Raw genomic sequence first — 21,458 nt, 5'->3', positions numbered from 1 at the left:
GCCGACGGGACCAGGGTGTCCCGCCGGCCTCTCCGGGCGTCCGCCTCACTTGCCCAGCGCGTGCTGCAGCTGGCTCTTGTTCATGCTCGAACGGCCCTCCACGCCCTTGCGCTTGGCCTCCTGGTACAGCTGGTCGTAGGTGGGGCCCTGGGAGCCCTGCCCCGACCGCTGGCCGCCGCGCCTGCCGGACGACATGTCCTTCGTGGAGGTGCGGCTGGCCGTCTTCGACTCGCCGGAGCGGGCGCGTTCCTTGTTCACCGTCCGTGCGGCGATCTCCTTGGCGCGGCCGGTGCTTTCGCCCCGGTCCTTCGCGCTCTCCTTGATGTGCTCGTACTGGCGCTCCCGCTTGGAGCTCGAACCGCGTGGCATTCTCGCTCACTTCCTTTCACGATCAGCGAACGAGTACCCACACTGCCAACCCTCACCGCATACCGCTCGCCCGGTGCTCCAGGCGGGCCACCCGTCCCTTCTCACCGGCGGCCCAGCAGCCGTGGTCCGGGGCGCAGTCGACGGTGTCGTAGGAGCCCGTGTCGACCGTCCGCCAGGTGCGGCCCGCGTCGGTGGTGAGGTCGGTGCCGGTGGGGCCGACGGCGAGGGCGGCGGTGCGGCTGTGCGGGAGCCAGGCCACACCGGAGCGGTAGGCGGCCGGGGGCGCGGCGGCGGGACGCCAGGTGCGGCCGCCGTCGGAGGTGCGCGCGGCGGCGCGGGGCGAGGGCTCCCCGGGCCGGAAGTCGCCGCCGACGGCGAGGCCGTGGGCCCGGTCGCGGAAGGCCAGCGCGAAGACGCCGCGGGCCGGGTCGCCCGCCGGCAGGGGCATGCCGGTGGCCCTCCAGGTGTGTCCGCGGTCACCGGAGTGCAGCACGCGCGCCTGCGCGGCCCCGCCGGTGGCGATCCAGACGTCCTTCGGTCCGGAGGTCACCAGGCACTGGCCGCTCGCGGCGAACCCGGCCTCCCCCTCCTGCGCGGGCGGCATGCCGCGGTCGGGCAGCACCGTCCAGGTCCGGCCGCCGTCGCCGGTCGACAGGATGCGGAACCTGCCGTCCACCGGGTCGCTCAGGGCGAGGCCGTGGCGGTGGTCGAAGAAGGCGAGGCAGTCGTAGAAGGCCCTCGGGTCGGTGTTGCGGAAGGACTCCGTCCAGGTCGCTCCGCCGTCGTCGGTGCGGTAGACGCGGGACGCCTCGCCCTCGCCGATGGCCAGGACGACGGCCCGGCGCGCGTCGAAGGCCTCGACGTCCCGGAACTGCAACTCCCCCGCGCCGGGCGGTGAGACGTTCCGCCAGGTGGCCCCGCCGTCGGTGGTGCGCAGCACGGTGCCGGAGGTCCCGGCGGCCCAGGCGGTGTTCCGGCCGACGGCGGCCAGACCGCGGAACCGTACGTCCGGGGTGCCGGTGTCCTTGAGCTCCCAGTGCGGCCCGCGCTCCGGCTCACCCGCCCCCGCGGGTCCGGCGGTCAGGGCGGCCAGTGCCGCCGCGCACACCGTCGCCGCCGTCACGCCGCGTCTTGTCCGTCCCGTCCGTCGCGTGCTCCCCATGCGCCTCATGGGCGGGCAAGCTAGCCCACCGCCCGGGTGCCGTCCAGACGGCCTCGCGGCCCCGCCCGGCGTTCCCGCAGGCGTCGCGTCCGCCCTTCGGGGCACACGAGGAGAGCCGGGTCACTCCCGTGCATGAAGGCGGTGACGGAGGTCACTCGCACTTCGGGTGCACGGAATGGCCGATTCCGTCGTCTCTTCCCATGCCAGGCCTCATCCGCCCGGACGTGTCCGTCCAGCCGTCACAAGGGAGCAAGGCGTTGTCCATCGTCATCGAGCAGCCCGTGGAGGCCCGCCTCGTCGCCGCCGCGCCGCGTATGCCGAGCATTCCCGCGACGCTGCACTACGACCGACGCGACCCGTTCGCCGTCCGCATGACCTTCCCCGCCCCGGCCACGCTGGAAGGTGTCGAGGTGTGCTGGACCTTCTCCCGCGAGCTGCTCGCCGCGGGCCTCGCGAACCCCGAGGGGCACGGCGACGTACGGGTGCGGCCCTACGGCTACGACCGCACGGTGCTGGAGTTCCACGCTCCCGAGGGCACCGCCGTGGTGCACGTCCGCTCGGGCGAGATCCGCAGGTTCCTGGAGGCGACGAGCGAGCTGGTGCCCGTGGGCCTCGAGCACCTGCAGCTGGACCTGGACCACGACCTGGCGGAGCTCATGCGCGACGCCTGCTGAGCGTCAACGCGAGTCGTCGAGAAGGGCGTTGACCCGGCCGTAGTCGAGTGCCCCGGTCAGCGACCGGTAGGTGCCGGTGCCCAGCAGCTCCCGTGCGGCCCGGCGGACCAGGGCGTGCGCGGCCTGCGCGAGGCCCGAGCCGGTGCTGACGCGGGCGACGCCCAGCGCGGCCAGTTCGGCGACCGGCGGGGCGCCGGGGCCGGCCATGACGTTGAGCGGCGCGTCGACGCCCGCCACGAGTTCCTTCACGGTCCCCGGGTCGACGGCCCCGGGGACGAAGATCCCGTCGGCGCCCGCGGCGCGGAACGCGGCGGCCCGCTCCAGGGTGACGTCCACTCCCCCGGCGCCGCCGAGGAAGGTGTCGATCCGGGCGTTGACGAACAGCGGCGCCCCCGCCGTGTCGGCCGCCTCGCGCGCGGCGGCGATCCGCTCGGCCTGCTCGGCGACGCCGCGCAGCGGCCCGCCCGCCGCGGCGCCGTGCACCGCGTCCTCGATGTTCACCCCCACCGCCCCGGCGGCGAGGACCGCGCGGACGGTACCGGCGACGCCCTCCGCGTCCGGCGCGTAGCCGCTCTCGATGTCCGCGGACACGGGGACGGTCACGGCGCGGGCGATGCGGCCGACGGCGGCCAGCGCGGCGTCCCGGTCCACGCGTTCGCCGTCCGGCGCCCCGAGCGCCCACACGAGTCCCGCGCTGGTCGTGGCGACCGCGGCGGCACCGGCTTCCTCCACGAGCCGGGCGCTGACGGCGTCCCAGGCGTTGGGCAGGACCAGTGGGGTGCCGGGGACGTGCAGGGCGTGGAAGGCGGCGGCGCGGTCGTGCTGTCTCGTCATGCCCGCCACTCAACCAGCCGCCCCGGCAGGGTGGCTGGCAGGAATCCGACAGGGTGGTGGGTCAGATCGGGGCCGGCACGGGCACCGTCGCGGCCACCGCCGCCCGCACCTCGCGCACGATCCGCGCGAGCCCGGGCACCGACGCCCCGGCCTGTTCGGTCAGCTCCGCCACGCGCTGTTCGCCGGTGCTCACGCCGAGCAGGTCCGCCGCGTCCGCCAGCACGGCGACCGCCGCGTCCCGTTCCGCGACCGCCTCGGCCGGCAGCGGCCCGTGCAGCACCTCCCGCGTCTCCTCCCGCAGCACCTTCACCGCGGCGGCGCGTTCCAGCGCGTACTCCACGGACGGGAACACCCCGAGGACGCGTCTCTTCTCCGCCCGTAGGTATCCCCCGGCCACGAGCTGCTCCCGTACGGCGTCGGAGGTCACCCGGGCCCGCAGCGTCACCCAGGTGCGCCAGGAGTGCGGGCACGACTCGTGGACGAGTTCCAGCAGTCCGTCGAGGACCGCGTCACCGCTGCGGGAGTCCATGTCGACCGGTGTGGCGATGCCGTCCTCGTCGACGAGCAGGCCGCGCCGGGCCAGGTCGACGAGGGCGCCCGCGCGCACCGGGCCGGCCGGCTGGGCGGCGCCGCCGGCCGGGGGCCGTGCGGTGTCCCAGGCCAGCAGCGACAGCCGGGCCGGCAGCGTGAGCGAACCGTGGGACACGGGGCCTCCAGAGGCGGGGGGACGGCTTCGGTTAACGCGTTGACAGGCCCTGTACCCCCTCCTACGGTGTACAGCGGTCCTGTTGCCGCCGAGAGGAGAAGGACGTTGCTCGTCTGAGGTCCTGAGACACCGCGCCGCACCCGTGAGGTGTGTGCGCTGCGTGCGACCTCGGCGTCCGAGCCGTCCCCCGGCGCAGGGCTCTTCTCATGCCCGTGGTGCCTCCTCACGGGTCGCAGGTGTCTCGACACGCGTGTGCCCCTGACCGCTTCGAGCAACCGCGAGTGAGGCCACCATGTCCACTTCCTCCGCTTCCTCCGCTTCCGTCACTGTCACATCCCTGTCGTTCACCTGGCCCGACGGCTCGCCCGTCTTCGAGGACCTGGACGCCACGTTCGGCCCCGGCCGGACCGGCCTGGTCGGTGTCAACGGCTCGGGCAAGTCGACCCTGCTCAAGCTGATCGCCGGTGACCTGGCCCCGGCCGACGGCACCGTCCGCGTCACCGGCGAGGTCGGCTACCTGCCGCAGAACGTCACGCTCGACACCGGCCTGCGGGTCGACGAGGCACTCGGCATCGCCGCGCGGCGTGCGGCGCTGCACGCCATCGAGGCGGGCGACGTGGCCGAGAAGCACTTCGAGACCGTCGGCGACGACTGGGACGTCGAGGAGCGCGCCCTCGCCGCGCTCGGCGCACTCGGCCTCGGCCACGTCGGGCTGGACCGCTCCACCGGCGAGGTGTCGGGCGGCGAGTCCGTCCTGCTGCGGCTGGCCGCGCTGCTGCTGCGCCGGCCCGACGTGCTGCTGCTGGACGAGCCGACCAACAACCTGGACCTGTACGCCCGGCGGCGGCTGTACGAGGCCGTCCGGTCCTGGCCGGGCGTCATGGTCGTCGTCAGCCACGACCGGGAACTGCTGGACCTCGTCGACCAGATCGCGGACCTGCGTTCCGGCGGGATCACCTGGTACGGCGGGAACTACTCCGCCTACGAGGCGGCCCTGGAGACCGAGCAGGAGGCGGCCGAGCGCATGGTGCGGGTCGCCGAGGCCGACCTCCGCAGGCAGCGGCGCGAACTGACCGACGCGCAGGTGAAGCTGGCGCGCCGCAAGCGGTACGCCCAGAAGATGTACGACACCAAGCGCGAGCCCCGGGCCGTCATGAAGCTCAGGAGCCGCGCGGCCCAGGTGTCCGCGGGCAAGCACCGGATCATGCACGAGGAGAAGCTCGCCGAGGCCAGGGAGCGGCTCGACGAGGCGGTGGAGGCCGTACGGGACGACGACGAGATCCGCGTCGACCTGCCGTTCACGGCCGTCCCGCCGGGGCGCACGGTCCTGACCCTGCGCGATGTCGTGCTGCCTCACGGGGCCCGGGTCCGGGGCGCGCTGGAACTGCGCGGTCCCGAACGGGTCGCGCTGATCGGGCGCAACGGCGCGGGCAAGACCACGCTGCTGCGCACGATCACCGGGGAGCTGGCTGCGGAGTCGGGCGAGGTGACGGCGCACGTCCCGCTGCGGTTCCTGCCGCAGCGCCTCGACGTCCTGGACGGGGAGCTGACGGTCGCCGAGAACGTGGCCCGCTTCGCGCCGGGCGCCACCAACAACCGGGTCCGGGCGCGTCTGGCCCGCTTCCTGTTCCGGGGCGGCCGGGCCGACCAGCGGGCGGCGACGCTGTCGGGCGGTGAGCGCTTCCGGGCGGCCCTGGCCGCCCTGATGCTGGCCGAGCCCGCGCCGCAGCTGCTCCTGCTGGACGAGCCGACCAACAACCTGGACATGGCCAGTGTGCGGCAGCTGACCACGGCCCTGGACTCCTACGAGGGGGCGCTGGTCGTGGCCGGCCACGACCTGCCGTTCCTGGAGTCGATCGGCGTCACCCGCTGGCTGCTGCTGGAGGAGGGGGAACTGAAGGAAATCACGCCAGAGGCTGTCGGGTATTCCGCCTAGCGTCGGGTGCATGTCCGCTTTCATCACCTTGACCGGAGCCCGCGAGAACAACCTCAAGGACGTCACGCTCCGCATCCCGAAGGGCCGGCTGACCGTGTTCACCGGCGTTTCGGGGTCGGGGAAGTCCTCGGTCGTCTTCGACACGATCGCGGTGGAGTCGCAGCGCCAGCTCAACGAGACCTATCCGTGGTTCGTCCGCAACCGGCTGCCCAAGTTCGAACGGCCGCACGCGGACGGCCTGGAGCATCTCACCCCCGCGATCGTCGTGGACCAGCGGCCGGTCGGCGGCCACTCCCGCTCGACGGTCGGCACCATGACGGACGTCTACTCGGTGATCCGCGTCCTGTTCTCCCGGCACGGCACGCCGAGCGCCGGGCCGGCCACGGCCTACTCGTTCAACGACCCGTCGGGCATGTGCCCCGAGTGCGACGGTCTCGGGCGCGTGGTGGGGCCCGACTGGGACCGCATCCTCGACCCGGAGCGCTCCCTCGCCGGCGGCGCGGTCCGCTTCCCGCCGTTCGCCGCGGGGACCTGGCAGGGCCGGACGTACACCAACAGCCCCGACCTCGACCCGGACAAGCCCGTGGGGCGGTTCACCGCCGCCGAGCGGGAGTTTTTGATGCGCGGGCGGCCCGGCAGCACGGTCACCGTCCAGGGCAGCGGAGGCACCTGGACCACCGAGTACGAGGGCCTCGCCGACCGCTTCGAGCGGCTGTACCTGAAGCGGGACCTGTCGGGCATGAGCCAGAAGACCCGTGACCTGGTCCGGGAGTTCCTGGTGGAGGGCGTCTGCCCGGCCTGCCGGGGAGCACGGCTCAACGCGGCGGCGCTCGCCACCCGGATCGACGGCCGCTCGATCGCCGACTGCACGCGCATGCAGGTCACGGACCTGATCGGCGTACTGAAGGAGATCGGCGACCCCGTCGCACGGCCCATCGCCCGGGCGGCCGTGGCGGCGCTGGAGCGGATCGAGGCGATCGGCCTCGGCTATCTCAGCCTCGACCGGGAGACCGCCACGCTCAGCGGCGGGGAGGGACAGCGGCTGAAGACCGTGCGGCACCTCGGCTCCAGCCTGACGGGCATGACGTACATCTTCGACGAGCCGAGCGTCGGGCTGCACCCGCGGGACGTGGGCCGCCTCGGCGACCTGCTGCTGCGGCTGCGCGACAAGGGCAACACCGTGCTGGTCGTCGAGCACGACCCGGACGTCATCGCCCTCGCCGACCACGTGGTCGACATGGGGCCTGACGCCGGCGCCGGGGGCGGCACGGTGGTGTTCGAGGGGACGCCCCGGGAGCTGGCCGCGTCCGGCACGCTCACCGGGCGCTGTCTGCGCCGGCGCCCGGCCGTCAAGGAGGAGGTGCGGCGGGCCACCGGGGAACTGTGGGTCAAGGGCGCCGACCGGCACAACCTGCGCGACGTGACCGTACGGTTCCCCACCGGCGTGCTCACGGCGGTGACCGGGGTCGCCGGGTCGGGCAAGAGCAGTCTGGTCGGGGAGTTCACCGCCGCCCACGAGGAGGCCGTGGTGGTCGACCAGTCGGCGATCGGCATCTCGGGCCGGTCCACGCCGGCGACCTACCTGGGGATCATGGACACGGTCCGGAAGATCTTCGCCCGGGAGACGGGGGCGGAGGCCGGCCTGTTCAGCTTCAACTCCGGCGGCGCCTGCGCCACCTGCGAGGGCCGGGGCGTCATCTGCACCGACCTCGCCTTCATGGACCCGGTGACCACGACCTGCCACGACTGCGAGGGGCGGCGCTTCAAGGAGGAGGTGCTGCGGCTGACCCTGCGGGGCAACTCCATCGCCGACGTCCTGGAGATGACCGCCGACCAGGCGCTCGACTTCTTCGAGGACCGGGCCGTACGGCGCCGGCTGTGCGCGCTGCGGGACGTCGGACTGACCTACCTGACGCTCGGCCAGCCCCTGTCCACGCTGTCCGGCGGTGAGCGGCAGCGCATCAAGCTGGCGACACGGCTGCACCGCACGGGCGCGGTCTACGTGCTGGACGAGCCGACGACCGGTCTGCACATGGCGGACGTGGCGGGCCTGATCGCCCTGCTGGACCGGCTGGTCGACGCGGGCAACACGGTGGTCGTCGTCGAGCACAACCTCGACGTGGTCGCCCGGGCCGACTGGGTGATCGACCTGGGCCCGGACGGCGGCCGGGACGGCGGCGAGGTCATGTTCGAGGGAACACCACGGCAACTCCTGGAAGCGCCCGGATCGTTCACCGGGCAGCACCTGCGACGCTTCGTCGTGCGGCCGGGTGCCGACGTGGCGGAGTGAACTCCGCGGGGGCTACGGGGGCTACGGGGGCTACGAGGGCTTGGTGGGGCGGTGGGGTCAGTAGGGCGGTGGGGCGTGGATCCGGTGGGGCCGGTACCCGGTGAGGCCGGTGGCTCGGTGGGCCCAGTGCGGCCGGTGGCCTGGTGCGGCCGGTGGCCCGGTAAGGCCGGTGAGCCCGTAAGGCCGGTGGGCCCGGTGAGCCGGTGAGACCGGTGAGCCCGCAAGGCCGGTGGGCCCGGTGAGCCCGTAAGGCCGGTGGGGCCGCTGGTCCGCTGGCCCGCTGGGCCGGTGAGCGCGGTGGGCGACGGCGGCGAGCCAGAGGGCCCCCACGTGCGGGGCCCCGCTGCCCGCTCCCAAGGGGCGACGCCCGGCCTCGCATGACCCGGCAAGCACGGCGCCCGCAAGGGCGGGTCAGGGGCCCGGACGGGCCCCACTGTCCGCCCGCCCGGCGGCGGCGACACCGGCCGCCGGAACACCCAGTGGACGACGTGGCCGACCACGGCGGGCCGGGAGGCCCGGCGATCCGGCCGCTGCCGCCCCGAGGGGAGGCACCGCAGCAACGCCGGGTGCCGGGACACCCGGGACGCACGCCGGACGGCCGCCGCGGGCCCGCAGGCACCGGGTGCCCGGCCGATGCCGTCTCCGGCAGGGGGCGGCGGCCACACCGGGCATCGCAGCCCGCGGCGGCAGGACCGGCGGGGATCGCCGGGGCCTGGGGGCGTCTCGCGGAGGGTGTGGAGCAGGGGCCGGGGGACACGGTCGGGCGACGCCGGTGGGCTCCGGGGGTGTCCTCTCCCCCGTCCGCCCTGCATGATGGTCGGCCGACGCCCGATGGATTCCGGCCGATCCCGGGAACCCTGTCGGTGTGGTCCAGACACGTCCCATCCGATACGGAGTCACGCTCGTGCCCAGCAAGAAGGCCCTCGTCCGCCGCCCCAGCCCACGCCTCGCCGAAGGCCTGGTGACGCACATCGAGCGGGAGGGGATCGACGCCGACCTCGCGGGCGAGCAGTGGGAGGCGTACGTGCAGGCCCTGCGCACGCACGGCTGGGAGACCATCGAGGTGGAGCCGGCCGACGACTGCCCGGACTCGGTGTTCGTCGAGGACACGGTCGTGCTGTACCGGAACGTGGCGCTGATCGCCCGCCCGGGCGCCGACTCCCGGCGCGCGGAGACCGCCGGGGTCGAGGAGGCCGTGGCCGGTCTGGGCTGCTCGGTGAACTGGATCTGGGAGCCGGGCACGCTGGACGGCGGTGACGTCCTGAAGATCGGCGACACAGTGTATGTGGGCCGCGGCGGGCGCACCAACGCCGCCGGCGTCCAGCAGCTGCGCGCCGCGTTCGAGCCGCTCGGCGCCCGGGTCGTCGCCGTGCCGGTGAGCAAGGTGCTGCACCTGAAGTCGGCGGTGACGGCCCTGCCCGACGGGACGGTCATCGGCCACATCCCCCAGATGGACGCGCCGTCGCTGTTCGCCCGCTTCCTGCCCGTGCCGGAGGAGGCCGGCGCGCACGTCGTGCTGCTGGGCGGCGGCAAACTGCTCATGGCCGCGAGCGCCCCGAAGACCGCGGAACTCTTCTCCGACCTCGGGTACGAACCGGTCGTCGTGGACATCAGCGAGTTCGAGAAGCTCGAAGGCTGTGTGACATGCCTCTCGGTCCGGCTGCGGGAGCTGTACGTCTGACGCGCCGAGGGAGCCGACCGCCCCGCCGCCTACCTGCGGGTCCCCGGCCCCGGTCCTCCCCCCGGACGTCTCCGCTGATCAGCGGCCTTTACGGCACGCTTAACCTACGGGCTCGTAACCTACGGAGACGTAGCCTACGATGCCGTAAGTTACTGCACACCGCTCGTACGTATGTCCCCCTGGAGAGTCCATGACGATCACCACTCCCCATTTCGGCAGCCCCGCCGGCACCTGGACCGACGCTCAGCTGCTGTACGCACTGGAGGAAGTGGTCGAGAAGGAGCTCAACCGGCATCTGCAGGTCGCCAAGGACTGGATGCCGCACGAGTACGTGCCGTGGAGCGACGGGCGCAACTTCCCCGGCTTCTTCGAGGACGGCGAGGCCTGGGAGAAGGAGCAGTCCAAGGTCACGGAGATCGGCCGTATCGCGCTGGTCGTCAACCTGCTGACCGAGGACAACCTGCCCAGCTACCACCACGAGATCGCCTCCCTCTTCGGCCGTGACGGCGCCTGGGGCACCTGGGTGCACCGCTGGACCGCGGAGGAGGGCCGGCACGGCATCGTGATGCGCGACTACCTGCTCACCTCGCGCGCGGTCGACCCGGACAAGCTGGAGCAGTTCCGGATGTCCCACATGAGCGAGGGCTTCGAGTCGGACAACCGCCACTCGATGCTGCACTCGATCGCCTATGTCGCGTTCCAGGAGCTGGCCACCCGCATCTCGCACCGCAACACCGGCCACCAGTCCGGCGACCCGATCTGCGACCGCATGCTCTCCCGCATCGCGACCGACGAGAACCTGCACATGGTCTTCTACCGGAACCTGCTGCGGGCGGCGTTCGACCTCGCCCCGGACCTGACCATGCAGGCCGTCCGCGACGTGGTCGTCAACTTCCGGATGCCCGGTCACGGCATCCCCGGCTTCGAGCGCGCCGCCGCGCAGATGGCGATCGGCGAGGTCTACAACCTGCGCATCCACCACGACGACGTCCTGCAGCCCGTGCTGCGTTTCCTGAAGATCATGGAGATCGACGGCCTGGGCCCCGAGGGCCGCAAGGCGCAGGAGGAGCTGGGACTGTACATGAGCGGACTGGACGCGGAGGCCGCGAAGTTCGACGAGAAGCTGGCCGCGCGCAAGGCCCGCATGGCGGCCCGCGCCGGCGCCTGACGGTCACCCGGCACCCCTGACCTGAGGCCCCCGTCCGCCACGAGCGGCCGGGGCCCCGCGCGCGGTGAACGCGGGCCGGGCGCCGCACCGGCCGTGCGGCTACCGCGCCGCCTTGCGCAGTTCCAGCCGCTCCTTCTCCGACAGGCCGCCCCAGACGCCGAAGCGCTCGTCGTGGTCGAGCGCGTACTCCAGGCAGGCCGTGCGGATCGGGCACAGGCCGCAGATCCGCTTGGCCTCGCGCACCGAACTGCCGGGTTCGGGGAAGAAGAACTCCGCCCCGGTCTGCGCGCACAACGCTTCCTGCTGCCAGGCGAGTTCGGGTGGGGTGATCGTGTCGATGTGCATGACCGAAAGCGTTCCGGCCGCCGCAAAACGTTCGATCAACGCGAGATCAACGCCGCGTTCACAGCCCCGGCGCGGTGGTCGATCGTCGCCCCGCGCAGTGATCGAACGTCGCCCCGCCTCATGGTCCATCGCCGCCCGACCCTGCGGTCGCTCGTCGCGCGGCATCGTGGTCGATCGTCGCGCGGCGCAGCCCTCGGTGCACGGCGGCGCGCGGAACCCGGACGGGACGCCCGGACCGGGCGCCCGGCCCGACCGCACCCGGCCGCGCGGCGGCGCGGCACCGGCCCTCCGGCGGTGCGAGACTCGGCAGAGCAGACGAACGGGCCCCTGTGCGAGGAGGGCGACATGCTCACCACCCGTTATGTCACCGGCGCTCCGAACTGGATCGATCTCGGCACCCCCGACGTCGACGGTGCGGCGGCCTTCTACGAAGCCCTGTTCGGCTGGCGGTTCCGGCCCGGCGGGCCCGAGGTCGGCGGGTACGGCCTCTTCCAGCTCGGCGAGCGGACCGTCGCCGGCGGCATGCAGACCACGCCGGAGCAGGGGCCGCCCTCCTGGACGGTGTACTTCCAGGCCCCGGACGCGGACGCCACGGCCGAGGCGGCCCGGCAGGCGCGCGGCGCGGTGCTGCTGCCGCCCATGGACGTCCAGGACCTGGGCCGGACGGCGATCCTCGCCGACCGGGCCGGGGTGCCCTTCGGCCTGTGGCAGCCGGGCCGGACCCGGGGCATGGACGTCGTCGGGGAACCCGGCGCGCTGTGCTGGGCCGAGCTGTACACGGCGGACGTCCCGGCCGCGGCCGCCTTCTACCACTCCGTGCTCGGCCTGGAGACCTACGGCGTGGACATGCCGGGCGGCGCCTACACCACGTTCGGCCCGGCCGGGGAGGGCGAGGACGCCATGTTCGGCGGTGTGGTGCCGCTCGCCGACGATCCGGCCGAGCAGGAGCCGCACTGGCTGCCGTACTTCGAGGTCGCCGACCCGGACGCCGTCGCGGCTCTCGCCCAGGAGCGCGGCGGCACCGTGCGCATGCCCGCCAGGGACCTGCCGGACGTCGGCCGCGTCGCGAAGCTCACCGACCCCTGGGGTGCCCGCTTCGCGGTGATCCGGACCGAGCCGCCCCAGGGCTAGCCCCGCCGCCGGAGGACTGGCCTCAAGCCGATCCGCGCCGCACCAGCGTCGTCGGCAGGACCACGCTGGACGGTGTGGCGGCCGGATCCTCCGGCCGGGCGCCGGGGCCGGGACCGTTCAGCAGGAGGCGGGCCATCAGCCGGCCCATCTCCTCGATGTCCTGCCGGACCGTCGTCAGGGGCGGGTCGGTCTGCTCGGCGACGGGCTGCATGTCGTCGAAGCCGATGACGGCCACGTCGTCCGGCACGCGGCGCCCGGACTCGCGCAGCACGCGCAGGGCGCCGGAGGCCATGAGGTCGTTCGCGGCGAACACCGCGTCCAGGCCGGGGCAGCGGGCGAGGAGTTCGCGCATCGCCCGCTCGCCACCGGCCGGGGTGAAGTCGGCCTCGGCGATCAGCCGCGGGTCGGCGTCGCCCATGACGTCCCGGTAGCCGTCCAGCCGGTCCACCGCCGAGGTCTGGTCCAGGGCGCCGGTGATGTGGGCGATCCGGGTGCGGCCGAGGCCGGCCAGGTGGCGGACGGCGTCGCGGGCGCCGCCGCGGTTGTCGCTGTCGACGTACACCACGTCGCGCCGGTCGCCGCTCCAGCCGGGCCGCCCGCCGAAGACGGTGGGGACACCGGCCCGCTGGATCAGCTCCGGCAGCGGGTCGTCCAGGTGCAGGGAGAACACCAGCGCCCCGTCGACGTGCCCGCCGGCGAGGTAGCGGGCGACCCGGGCGTGGTCGTCCCGGCCCTCCGTGAGGAGCAGCACCAGCTGGTTGTCGTGGGCCGTGAGCTCCTTGCTGATGCCGCGCAGCTGGAGCGCGAAGAAGGGGTCGGCGAAGACGCGGCTCTCCGGTTCGGCCACGACGACGGCGACCGCGTCGTGCCGCCGGGTGACCAGGGAGCGGGCGGCCTGGTTCGGCACGTACCCCAGTTCCTCCACGGCCTGGCGCACCCGTTCCACCAGGATGGCGCGCACGCCGTCCCCGCCGTTGACCACGCGGGAGACGGTGGCCCGCGAGACACCGGCCCGGGCGGCCACGGCCTCCAGGGTGGGACGCGGCGCTGTGTCGGTCACTTCGGGGCTCCTCACCTGCGGCTGCGGATCAGGATAGCCCCGGGCGCGCCGCCGGGTGAGAGCGCTCTCGCCACCGTCTGCCGGGTGTCACGCCCCCCTCAGTGGTCGTGTCCGCCCTCCGCCGCCTCCTGCTCGTGCCCGTGTTCGTGCTCGTGCGGGTCGTAGCCGGGGATGGTCCCGTCCGGCTTCTTCACCAGGAACAGTCCGACCATCCCCATGTCGGAGTGGCTCTGCACGTGGCAGTGGTACATCCAGGCGCCGGCCCCGACCCCCTCCCCCGCGATCACCTGGAAGCCGAACGAGTCGGCCGGACCGGTGATCTTGTTGTCGATGACCTGGCTGGGGTCGTCGGGGCCGGTCAGCATGCCCGTGCGGTTGTCCGCCCAGCGGTGACCGTGCATGTGGAACGTGTGGTAGAACTCGCCGTGCGTGATCACGATGAACTCGACCCGGTCCCCGACCGTGGCCTCGAAGTTCGGCCCGGAGTGCGGCGCCTTGTTGTTGATGCGCATGTCGTTGAAGACGACCGTGTGCGTGGCGTCGGGCAGGACGTCGCCCTTGCGGCGCACGATGACCGGCCCGAACAGGCCCTTCTGCAGCCCGACGGTGCCGTGGTCCGTGCCGACGACGTGGTCGTGGTAGTGCCAGTAGCCCGCGCTGCCCGCCCGCCAGGTGCCGTCCTTGCGGCGGCCTGGGGCATGGGTGCGCCAGGTGTAGGTGCGGGTACCGCCCGGCTCGACGTGACTGCGGTTCATCTTCGTGCCGTCGCTGGTGATCTCGTAGTCCAGGCCGTGGACGTGCAGGCTCACCGGCACGTCCATGGTGTTCTCGAACTCGACGTGCAGGGTGTCGCCCTCGTTGAGCTCGATCAGCGGGCCGGGGACGGTGGCCTTGCCCTTCTCCAGGCCGTAGCCCATCTGACCGTCCGCCAGCTTCTCGGCGTACATCCTGATGCGTTTCACCTCGCCCCCGGCGGGCGCCGTCTTCGCGGGTCCGTCGGCGCTGATGGCCTCCGGCGCCACGGACAACGATGTCGCGACGGCGGCGCCGCCGAGCAGCACACGCCGGTTGAAGCTGCGTCTGTCCATGCGGAACTCCCCACCCTGGTAAGGCTTTTACGGAGGCGTACCTGAGATGAACCGGTGAGACGGTACCGGCCGCGCCGGCGTTTATCCACACTCAAGACAAAGTTGGTGCCATCCCGGTCATAGGTATTGGCGTCTTGGGCAAAGGGGTTTAGCTTCCTTGGCGGTGTCGCCGTGACCGAGGAGGTGCCCATGCACTTACGAGGGCTGAGCAAGAAGAGACGCGTCTGGGCGGCCTCCGTGGCCGCCGGTGTCGTGACCGCCGGGCTGCTGTCGGGCCCCACAGCGAGTGCGCGTCCATATCCGGACCCATCCTTGACAACGATGTCGATCAAGTCGCCACCGGGCGGCGCGAACGTACGGGTGCTGATCTTCCACGGCTCGGCGGCAGGCGAGGAGTCGCCGGTGGTGAACGCCGCCATCGAGGCCATCGAGGACATCGGGCTGTCCGGCCCGGCCGACCGCCGCTTCAAGGTCCAGGCGACCGGCGACGCCTCGGTGTTCACCGACGAGACCAGGCTCGGCCGCTTCAACGCGATCGTGTTCCTGACCGGCGGGGGCGACGTCCTCGAACCGGAGCAGGAGGCGGGCCTGGAGGCCTACATGGAGGCCGGCGGCGGGTTCGTCGGCATCCATGACGCGGCGCGCGCGGAGCCGTACTCCGACTGGTTCACCGGTCTGGTGGGGGCCCGCCCGGCCGCAGCCGGCCCGGCGGCGGTGCAGCGGGCGACCGTGGAGGTCGGCGACCGCCGGCACCCGGCCACCAAGGACCTGCCGGTGCAGTGGAAGCGCCCGGACAAGTGGCTGAACTGGGTGAAGAACCCCTCGGGCGACGTCCACACCGTGGCCCGGGTGCGGGAGTCGACGTACCAGCCGGGCACGGGCGCCAACGGCTCGGACCACCCGGTCAGCTGGTGCCGGGACTACGACGGCGGCCGCTCCTTCTACACGGGCATGGGCGGCACGGTGTCGTCGTACGACGAGGTCGACTTCCGGGCGCACCTGCGCGGTGCGCTGATGTGGACCACCCGGCTGGAGCAGGCCGACTGCAAGGCGACCATCAACGCCAACTACGCGGCGGAGCGGCTGACCAAGCCCAACCAGCCGGGGCAGAACGACCAGATCGGCGAACCGCACGGACTGGTCACCGCGCCCGACGGTCGCGTCTTCTACATCGGGCGGGGCGGCGCCGACTCCTCGCAGCCGGTGATCACCGACTGGAACAACCCCGACATCGGCAAGGGCAGGGGCGAGATCCACGTCTACGACCCCAGGACCAAGCAGGTCACCCTCGCCGGCGCGCTGACCGTCTTCGGCAACAAGGGCGGCGGCGACGAACTGGTCAAGGTCGAGGAGGGCCTGCTCGGCATCGAGCTGGACCCGCAGTTCGCCCGGAACGGCTGGGTCTACCTGCACTACACGCCGCACGCGGCGATCAACCGCGACACGCGGATGGCGGAGCGGCGGGTCTCGCGGTTCACCTACGACCAGGGCACCGGCAAGCTGGACCTGTCCAGCGAGAAGGTGCTCCTCAAGTGGCCGGTGCAGATCCACAGTTGCTGCCACGCGGGCGGCGGGATGGCCTGGGACTCCAAGGGCAACCTGTACATCGCCACCGGTGACAACAACTCCAGCGGCTTCAGCGGCGGTTACTCGGGCAACAACCCGGAGCCGAACTACAAGGGCGTCTCCTTCGCGGACGCGCGCCGCACGGCCGGCAACACCAACAACCTCAACGGCAAGATCCTGCGCATCCACCCGGAGCCGGACGGCACGTACACCCTGCCCGAGGGCAACCTCTTCACCGGCAAGGAGACCGACGAGGGCGGCGGCAAGACACGCGGCGAGATCTACGTGATGGGGGTCAGGAACCCCGCCCGTATCTTCGTCGACCAGTCGACCGACGTGCTCTACGCGGGCTGGGTGGGACCGGACGCGGGCTCGCCCTCGACCACCTGGGGTCCGGCCAAGTACGACACGTTCGCCGCCATCACGAAGGCGGGCAACCGCGGCTGGCCCTACTGCATGGGCAACAAGCAGCCCTACCGCGACCGCAATCTGCCGGATCCGTCCAAGCCGCTGGGCTGGTACGACTGCGACCACCCGAAGAACGAGTCGCCGAACAACGACGGCCTGGTCAACCTGCCGCCGGTGACCGGCAACAACATCTGGTACTCGCCGTCGGGCGGCGCCCCGGACTACCCGCGGGACGCGAACGGGGTCCCCTCCTACAAGCCGGAGGAGGCCACGTACAAGCTGCCCTGGCTCAAGGGCGGCGGCCAGGCGGCCATGAACGGGCCGGTGTACCGGTCCGGCGCGGTCGCGGCCGACAGCACCGTCAAGTGGCCGGCCTACTGGGACGGCAAGTGGTTCGTCGGTGACTTCTACGACGCCGACCAGCCGCGCCACGCGGTGCTCATGGACCCGAAGACGCAAGGAGACGGCGGTCTGCCGGTGCACGCGGAGTCGCTGAAGAAGATCGTGCCGATCGGCAACGACGGCATCAAGAACCTGATGGACTGGAAGTTCGGTCCGGACGGCGCGCTGTACGTCCTCGACTACGGGCGCGGCTTCTTCACCTCCGACTCCAAGTCGGCCCTGTGGCGGGTCGTCTACAAGGGCGGCGGGCCGACCCCGGCCGCCGGTCAGCTGGCGAGGGGGACCGAGTGATCCGGCACCGGAGGATGTGGGCCGCCCTGCTGGCCGCCCTGCTCGTGATGCTCGGCGTGCAGGCGATGCCCGCCGCCGGGCAGGCACAGGCGCCGGCCGCCGAACAGGTGCTCACCTGGACGGCCGGCAACGACATCGACAAGTACCTGTCGGCCCCGAAGACGGCGGTCGCCGGCCAGGCCACGATCGTCTTCGAGAACAGCGCGGCCACCGGCAACACCACGGGCATGCCGCACACGCTGACGTTCGTGACCAGCGATCCCGAGTTCAACAACGACGTGCAGCTCAACATCCTGGCCAACCCGAACGACGCCCAGGGCGGCAAGCACACCGCCCAGGTCACGCTCACGCCGGGCCGGTACTTCTACCACTGCACCATCCCCGGCCACGGCCAGATGCAGGGCATCCTCACGGTGACCGAGGGCACGGGCGAGGACACCACGGCGCCCGAGGCGTCGGCGCACGTGAGCGGCACACAGAACACGCAGGGCGAGTACGTCGGCTCCGCGAGCGTGGCGCTGCACGCCACGGACGAGGGCGGGTCCGGTGTCGACCGGATCGAGTACGCGCTCGGCGAGGCGGGTGCCTGGCAGCCGTACACCACGCCGGTCGTGGTGGACCAGGTCGGCACGCACACGGTCCGCTACCGGGCGTTCGACAAGGCGGGCAACGTGTCCGCCGAGAAGAGCACCGCGTTCACGGTGGTGGCGCCGCAGTCGGACGACACCACCGCGCCGGAGACCTCGGCGACGGTGACCGGCGAGCGCGATGCGGACGGGGCGTACATCGACATGGCGACGGTCACCGTCTCCGCCTCCGACACCGGCTCCGGGGTCAACACGATCGAGTACGCGATCGGCTCCGGCGCCTGGCAGCCCTACACCGCGCCCGTGATGGTGCACCAGGTGGGCGAGCACACCGTCCGCTACCGCGCCACCGACAAGGCGGGCAACGTGGCGGCGGAGAAGAGCGTGCGGTTCACGGTGGCCGCGGCGCCGCCGCAGGACACCACCCCGCCGGTGACGGGCGTGACCGTCGAGGGCACGAAGAACTCCGACGGGGCGTACGTCAACAGCGCCCGGGTGACCGTCACGGCGAGCGACGCGCACGGCTCGGGCGTCGAGCGGATCGAGTACTCGCTGGACGGCGGTCCGTACCTGGCGTACACCGCCCCGGTGGTGGTCGACCGGGCGGGCGCGCACAGCGTGGCGTACCGGGCGACCGACAAGGCGGGCAACACCTCGGCGGCCCGGACGGTCACCTTCACGGTCGTCTCCGGCGGCGTCCCGGCGCCGGACTGCCCCGAGTACGACGAGCGGCTGACGGTGTTCGTCGGCACCATCGACTCGGGGGTGCGCAACCGGGTCACCGACAACCGGTGCCGGATCGGCGAGCTGATCGAGGACGAGAAGGAGTGGACGTCCCACGCGCTGTTCCTCAAGCACGTGACGTCCGTCCTCGACGCCCTGCTGAAGGAAGGGGTCGTCGACCAGCGGGAGTACAACGCCATCCGCAAGGCCGCCCGCCAGTCGGGCATCGGCAAGCCGGGGCAGACCGAGGGCTACCGGTCGCTCTTCGACGGCAGCGCGGCGTCCCTGGCCAAGTGGCAGCAGGTGGGCGGCGGTTCGTTCGGGCTGAACGCGGACGGCACGATCACCTCCAGCACCACCACCCCGGGGATGGGCATGCTGTGGTTCCCGCAGCGCAAGTACGGCGACTTCTCGCTGAAGCTGCAGTGGCGCGACGACGCCCCGGGCACGGGCAACACCAACTCCGGTGTGTTCGTGCGCTTCCCGTGGGTCCACGACCACCCGGAGGAGTCCCGGCCCGAGTGGGTCGCCATCAAGTACGGGCACGAGGTGCAGGTGCTCGACCGCCCGGACGGCGACATGTACAAGACCGGCTCGGTCTACGGCTTCGACCGCGTGGGCCTGGCGGGTGCCGGCGTGACGCAGAAGGGCACCTGGAACGACTACGAGATCCGGGTGGAGGGCCAGCACTACTCGGTGTTCCGCAACGGCGTGCTGATCAACGAGTTCGACAACACCGGTGGCCAGGAGTTCACCCCGCCCCGCGCGGACGACCCGGGCACGGACGGGCGGCGGTTCGCCTCCGGTTACATCGGGCTCCAGGTGCACGGCACGACGGACGTGGTCTCGTTCCGCGACATCCGGATCAAGGAGTTGTAGGAGGGGCCTGCTTGCGCGCCCTGCTCGGCTGTACCCGTCTGGGCTCCCCCGGCATCTTCGGATACTCGGGCGGGTACGGCAGGTCGCCAAGACCGTGGTCGTGTTCGTCGCGGCGGGCGAGGTCGAGCAGGGCTTCGAGGGAATAGCGCCGCTCGTCCATGTCCGCGTGCACGTCGCCGAGTTCGGCGAAGCGCGCGGGCATGGTCGCGAGATCGAAGTCCCGCGGGTGTGCCACCCCGACCTCCTCCCAGCGCAGGGGCGCGGAGACGGGGGCGTGCGGGCGGGGCCGTACCGAGTAGGCGGAGGCGATCGTGCGGTCGCGGGCGGTCTGGTTGTAGTCGAGGAAGATGCGCTCGCCGCGCTCCTCCTTCCACCACTTGATGGTCACCTGCTCCGGCATCCGCCGTTCCATCTCCCGGCCGACGGCGATGGCGGCGCGCCGCACCTGGGTGAAGGTCCAGCGCGGCTCGATGGGCACGAACACATGCAGGCCCCGGCCGCCGGAGGTCTTGGGGAAGCCGCGCAGTCCGCCGAACTCATCGAGGACGGCGCGTAGTTCGTGGGCGGCACGGGCGGCGTCGTCGTAGTCGGTGCCGGGTTGCGGGTCGAGGTCGATGCGCAGTTCGTCGGGGTGGTCGACGTCGTCGCGGCGGACCGGCCAGGGGTGGAAGGTGAGCGTGCCGAACTGGGCGGCCCACACCACCGCGCCGGCCTCGGTGGGGCACATCTCGTCGGCGCTGCGGCCGCTGGGGAAGGTGATGTGCGCGGTCGGGATCCAGCCGGGCATGTTCTTCGGCGCCCGCTTCTGGAAGAAGTTCTCCCCCGTGACGCCCTCGGGGTAGCGCTCCAGGGTGGTCGGCCGGTCGCGCAGGGCGCGCAGGATGCCGGGGCCCACGGCGATGTAGTAGCGGGCGAGGTCCAGCTTGGTGAAACCGCGCTCGGGAAAGAAGACCTTGTCAGGGCTGGACAGCCGCACGGTCCGGCCGCCGACCTCCAGTTCCACCGCGTCACCCATGTCGTCACGGTAGGCGTAGCCCGCATACCTCGCACATCGGGCGTATCAGCCCGGGCGCGCGCAGAATCGAGCCATGGATCTGCCGGTGATGCCCCCTGTCCTGCCGATGCTCGCCAAGTCCGTGGCGGCGATCCCCGCGGACATGCACTACGAGGCGAAATGGGACGGGTTCCGGGCGATCGTGTTCCGCGACGGGGACGAGGTCGAGCTCGGGAGCCGTAACGGGAAGCCCCTGACCAGGTATTTCCCCGAACTCGTGGCGGCTGTGCGGGAGCGGTTGCCCGAGCGGTGCGTGGTGGACGGGGAGATCGTGATCGCGCGGGAGGGACATCTGGACTTCGACGCGCTGTCGGAGCGGATCCACCCGGCGGACTCGCGGGTGCGGACCCTGGCGGAGCGGACACCGGCCTCGCTCGTCGCCTTCGACCTGCTGGCCCTCGGTGACGAGTCGCTGATGAACGCCCCGCTGACCGAGCGGCGGGAGCGGCTGGCCGAGGCGCTGTCCGGGGTGACGGCGCCGGTGCACCTCGCGCCGGCGACCACGGACATCGAGGTGGCGCGGCGCTGGTTCGAGCAGTACGAGGGGGCGGGGCTGGACGGTGTCGTCGCCAAGCCGCCCGGCGGGCGCTACCGACCGGACGAACGGGCCATGTTCAAGATCAAGCACGAGCGGACGGCGGACGTCGTCGTCGCCGGGTACCGGCTGCACAAGAGCGGCCCGGTGGTGGGCTCGCTGCTGCTCGGCCTGCACGACGACCGGGGCGCGTTGCAGCACGTGGGCGTGTGCGCGGCCTTCACGATGAAGCGCCGGGCCGAGCTGGTCGGGGAGCTGGAGCCGCTGCGCATGGACGACGTCTCCGGCCACCCCTGGGCGGCCTGGTCCGACGAGGCCGCCCACGCGTCGGCGCGGCTGCCGGGTGCGCCGAGCCGCTGGTCGGGCCGGAAGGACCTGTCGTGGGTGCCGCTGCGGCCGGAGCGGGTGGCCGAGGTGGCCTACGACCACATGGAGAACGGGCAGCGCTTCCGGCACACCGCCCGTTTCCGCCGCTGGCGCCCGGACCGGACCCCCTCCAGCTGCACGTACGCGCAGCTGGAGGAGCCGGTCCGCTACGACCTCGCGGAGATCCTCGGCGCGTGAGGCCG

17 protein-coding genes are annotated in these 21,458 nt (G+C 72.5%); 9 read left to right on the top strand and 8 right to left on the bottom strand.

The window, feature by feature from the left end:
* Window positions 1–45 precede the first annotated feature (45 nt).
* Together ACPXCS_RS01005 and ACPXCS_RS01000 are read right to left on the bottom strand one after the other, a co-directional pair.
* Window positions 46–369, bottom strand: coding sequence for a plasmid stabilization protein (locus ACPXCS_RS01005; protein ID WP_425945963.1), 324 nt, complete (start codon window positions 367–369; stop codon window positions 46–48).
* Between the two features lie 52 nt (window positions 370–421).
* Window positions 422–1,531 (bottom strand): WD40/YVTN/BNR-like repeat-containing protein, encoded by a 1,110-nt coding sequence (locus ACPXCS_RS01000; RefSeq protein WP_425945962.1) that lies wholly within the window; start codon window positions 1,529–1,531, stop codon window positions 422–424.
* Window positions 1,532–1,788: 257 nt separating this feature from the next.
* On the opposite strand from ACPXCS_RS01000, the gene ACPXCS_RS00995 reads away from it, so the two are divergent.
* The gene (locus tag ACPXCS_RS00995) at window positions 1,789–2,205 is read left to right on the top strand and encodes an SsgA family sporulation/cell division regulator (RefSeq protein WP_425945961.1); all 417 of its coding nucleotides are present in this window, start codon (window positions 1,789–1,791) and stop codon (window positions 2,203–2,205) included.
* A gap of 3 nt (window positions 2,206–2,208) precedes the next feature.
* Here the strand turns inward: ACPXCS_RS00995 and ACPXCS_RS00990 are convergent, their stop codons facing one another.
* Both ACPXCS_RS00990 and ACPXCS_RS00985 read right to left on the bottom strand, forming a co-directional pair.
* Window positions 2,209–3,039 (bottom strand): isocitrate lyase/PEP mutase family protein, encoded by an 831-nt coding sequence (locus ACPXCS_RS00990; RefSeq protein WP_425945960.1) that lies wholly within the window; start codon window positions 3,037–3,039, stop codon window positions 2,209–2,211.
* Window positions 3,040–3,100: 61 nt separating this feature from the next.
* Window positions 3,101–3,745, bottom strand: a complete 645-nt coding sequence (locus ACPXCS_RS00985; protein WP_425945958.1) for a GOLPH3/VPS74 family protein — start codon at window positions 3,743–3,745, stop codon at window positions 3,101–3,103.
* A gap of 292 nt (window positions 3,746–4,037) precedes the next feature.
* Here ACPXCS_RS00985 and ACPXCS_RS00980 point away from each other — a divergent pair, with 292 nt between their 5' ends.
* From ACPXCS_RS00980 to ACPXCS_RS00965, 4 genes are all read left to right on the top strand, one after another.
* Window positions 4,038–5,681, top strand: coding sequence for an ABC-F family ATP-binding cassette domain-containing protein (locus ACPXCS_RS00980; protein ID WP_425945957.1), 1,644 nt, complete (start codon window positions 4,038–4,040; stop codon window positions 5,679–5,681).
* Between the two features lie 10 nt (window positions 5,682–5,691).
* The gene (locus ACPXCS_RS00975) at window positions 5,692–7,971 is read left to right on the top strand and encodes an ATP-binding cassette domain-containing protein (protein ID WP_425945956.1); all 2,280 of its coding nucleotides are present in this window, start codon (window positions 5,692–5,694) and stop codon (window positions 7,969–7,971) included.
* Window positions 7,972–8,875: 904 nt separating this feature from the next.
* Entirely contained in the window at window positions 8,876–9,652 is a 777-nt protein-coding gene (ddaH, locus tag ACPXCS_RS00970; protein WP_425945955.1) for a dimethylargininase, read from the top strand.
* Window positions 9,653–9,842: 190 nt separating this feature from the next.
* Window positions 9,843–10,820 (top strand): acyl-ACP desaturase, encoded by a 978-nt coding sequence (locus ACPXCS_RS00965; RefSeq protein ID WP_425945954.1) that lies wholly within the window; start codon window positions 9,843–9,845, stop codon window positions 10,818–10,820.
* 99 nt (window positions 10,821–10,919) lie between these two features.
* Here the strand turns inward: ACPXCS_RS00965 and ACPXCS_RS00960 are convergent, their stop codons facing one another.
* Window positions 10,920–11,165, bottom strand: coding sequence for a WhiB family transcriptional regulator (locus ACPXCS_RS00960; RefSeq protein ID WP_425945953.1), 246 nt, complete (start codon window positions 11,163–11,165; stop codon window positions 10,920–10,922).
* Between the two features lie 345 nt (window positions 11,166–11,510).
* Here ACPXCS_RS00960 and ACPXCS_RS00955 point away from each other — a divergent pair, with 345 nt between their 5' ends.
* Window positions 11,511–12,296 carry a VOC family protein gene (locus tag ACPXCS_RS00955; RefSeq protein WP_425945952.1) on the top strand — a complete coding sequence of 262 codons (786 nt, stop codon included), beginning with the start codon at window positions 11,511–11,513 and terminating at the stop codon, window positions 12,294–12,296.
* Between the two features lie 22 nt (window positions 12,297–12,318).
* Here ACPXCS_RS00955 and ACPXCS_RS00950 read toward each other — a convergent pair whose 3' ends face one another.
* Together ACPXCS_RS00950 and ACPXCS_RS00945 are read right to left on the bottom strand one after the other, a co-directional pair.
* Window positions 12,319–13,356, bottom strand: a complete 1,038-nt coding sequence (locus tag ACPXCS_RS00950) for a LacI family DNA-binding transcriptional regulator (protein ID WP_425945951.1) — start codon at window positions 13,354–13,356, stop codon at window positions 12,319–12,321.
* Between the two features lie 98 nt (window positions 13,357–13,454).
* A complete protein-coding gene (locus ACPXCS_RS00945; RefSeq protein ID WP_425945950.1) occupies window positions 13,455–14,444 on the bottom strand; it encodes a multicopper oxidase domain-containing protein in 990 nt (329 codons plus the stop codon).
* A 189-nt stretch (window positions 14,445–14,633) separates the two neighbouring features.
* Between ACPXCS_RS00945 and ACPXCS_RS00940 the strand changes: the two genes are divergently transcribed.
* Together ACPXCS_RS00940 and ACPXCS_RS00935 are read left to right on the top strand one after the other, a co-directional pair.
* Window positions 14,634–17,111 (top strand): ThuA domain-containing protein, encoded by a 2,478-nt coding sequence (locus tag ACPXCS_RS00940; protein ID WP_425945949.1) that lies wholly within the window; start codon window positions 14,634–14,636, stop codon window positions 17,109–17,111.
* Window positions 17,112–17,125: 14 nt separating this feature from the next.
* Window positions 17,126–19,300: an OmpL47-type beta-barrel domain-containing protein gene (locus ACPXCS_RS00935; protein ID WP_425946112.1), complete on the top strand. Its 2,175-nt coding sequence runs from the start codon at window positions 17,126–17,128 to the stop codon at window positions 19,298–19,300.
* Here the strand turns inward: ACPXCS_RS00935 and ligD are convergent.
* Window positions 19,287–20,315 carry a non-homologous end-joining DNA ligase gene (ligD, locus tag ACPXCS_RS00930; protein ID WP_425945948.1) on the bottom strand — a complete coding sequence of 343 codons (1,029 nt, stop codon included), beginning with the start codon at window positions 20,313–20,315 and terminating at the stop codon, window positions 19,287–19,289. The two genes, ACPXCS_RS00935 and ligD, sit on opposite strands and share 14 nt — an antisense overlap.
* A gap of 73 nt (window positions 20,316–20,388) precedes the next feature.
* Here ligD and ACPXCS_RS00925 point away from each other — a divergent pair, with 73 nt between their 5' ends.
* Window positions 20,389–21,453: an ATP-dependent DNA ligase gene (locus tag ACPXCS_RS00925; RefSeq protein ID WP_425945947.1), complete on the top strand. Its 1,065-nt coding sequence runs from the start codon at window positions 20,389–20,391 to the stop codon at window positions 21,451–21,453.
* Window positions 21,454–21,458 lie beyond the last annotated feature (5 nt).

The sequence above is a fragment of the Streptomyces sp. DT190 genome, assembly GCF_049846985.1.
Classification (GTDB): Bacteria; Actinomycetota; Actinomycetes; order Streptomycetales; family Streptomycetaceae; genus Streptomyces.
This window is presented reverse-complemented; position numbering and strand designations above follow the sequence as displayed.

Bases quoted from the DNA above. Each gene is read 5' to 3' on its own strand.
- ACPXCS_RS01005 (WP_425945963.1), bottom strand. From the start codon at position 369: ATGCCACGCGGTTCGAGCTCCAAGCGGGAGCGCCAGTACGAGCACATC.
- ACPXCS_RS01000 (WP_425945962.1), bottom strand. From the start codon at position 1,531: ATGGGGAGCACGCGACGGACGGGACGGACAAGACGCGGCGTGACGGCG.
- ACPXCS_RS00990 (WP_425945960.1), bottom strand. From the start codon at position 3,039: ATGACGAGACAGCACGACCGCGCCGCCGCCTTCCACGCCCTGCACGTC.
- ACPXCS_RS00980 (WP_425945957.1), top strand. From the start codon at position 4,038: ATGTCCACTTCCTCCGCTTCCTCCGCTTCCGTCACTGTCACATCCCTG.
- ACPXCS_RS00975 (WP_425945956.1), top strand. From the start codon at position 5,692: ATGTCCGCTTTCATCACCTTGACCGGAGCCCGCGAGAACAACCTCAAG.
- ACPXCS_RS00965 (WP_425945954.1), top strand. From the start codon at position 9,843: ATGACGATCACCACTCCCCATTTCGGCAGCCCCGCCGGCACCTGGACC.
- ACPXCS_RS00960 (WP_425945953.1), bottom strand. From the start codon at position 11,165: ATGCACATCGACACGATCACCCCACCCGAACTCGCCTGGCAGCAGGAA.
- ACPXCS_RS00955 (WP_425945952.1), top strand. From the start codon at position 11,511: ATGCTCACCACCCGTTATGTCACCGGCGCTCCGAACTGGATCGATCTC.
- ACPXCS_RS00945 (WP_425945950.1), bottom strand. From the start codon at position 14,444: ATGGACAGACGCAGCTTCAACCGGCGTGTGCTGCTCGGCGGCGCCGCC.
- ACPXCS_RS00940 (WP_425945949.1), top strand. From the start codon at position 14,634: ATGCACTTACGAGGGCTGAGCAAGAAGAGACGCGTCTGGGCGGCCTCC.
- ACPXCS_RS00935 (WP_425946112.1), top strand. From the start codon at position 17,126: ATGTGGGCCGCCCTGCTGGCCGCCCTGCTCGTGATGCTCGGCGTGCAG.
- ligD (WP_425945948.1), bottom strand. From the start codon at position 20,315: ATGGGTGACGCGGTGGAACTGGAGGTCGGCGGCCGGACCGTGCGGCTG.
- ACPXCS_RS00925 (WP_425945947.1), top strand. From the start codon at position 20,389: ATGGATCTGCCGGTGATGCCCCCTGTCCTGCCGATGCTCGCCAAGTCC.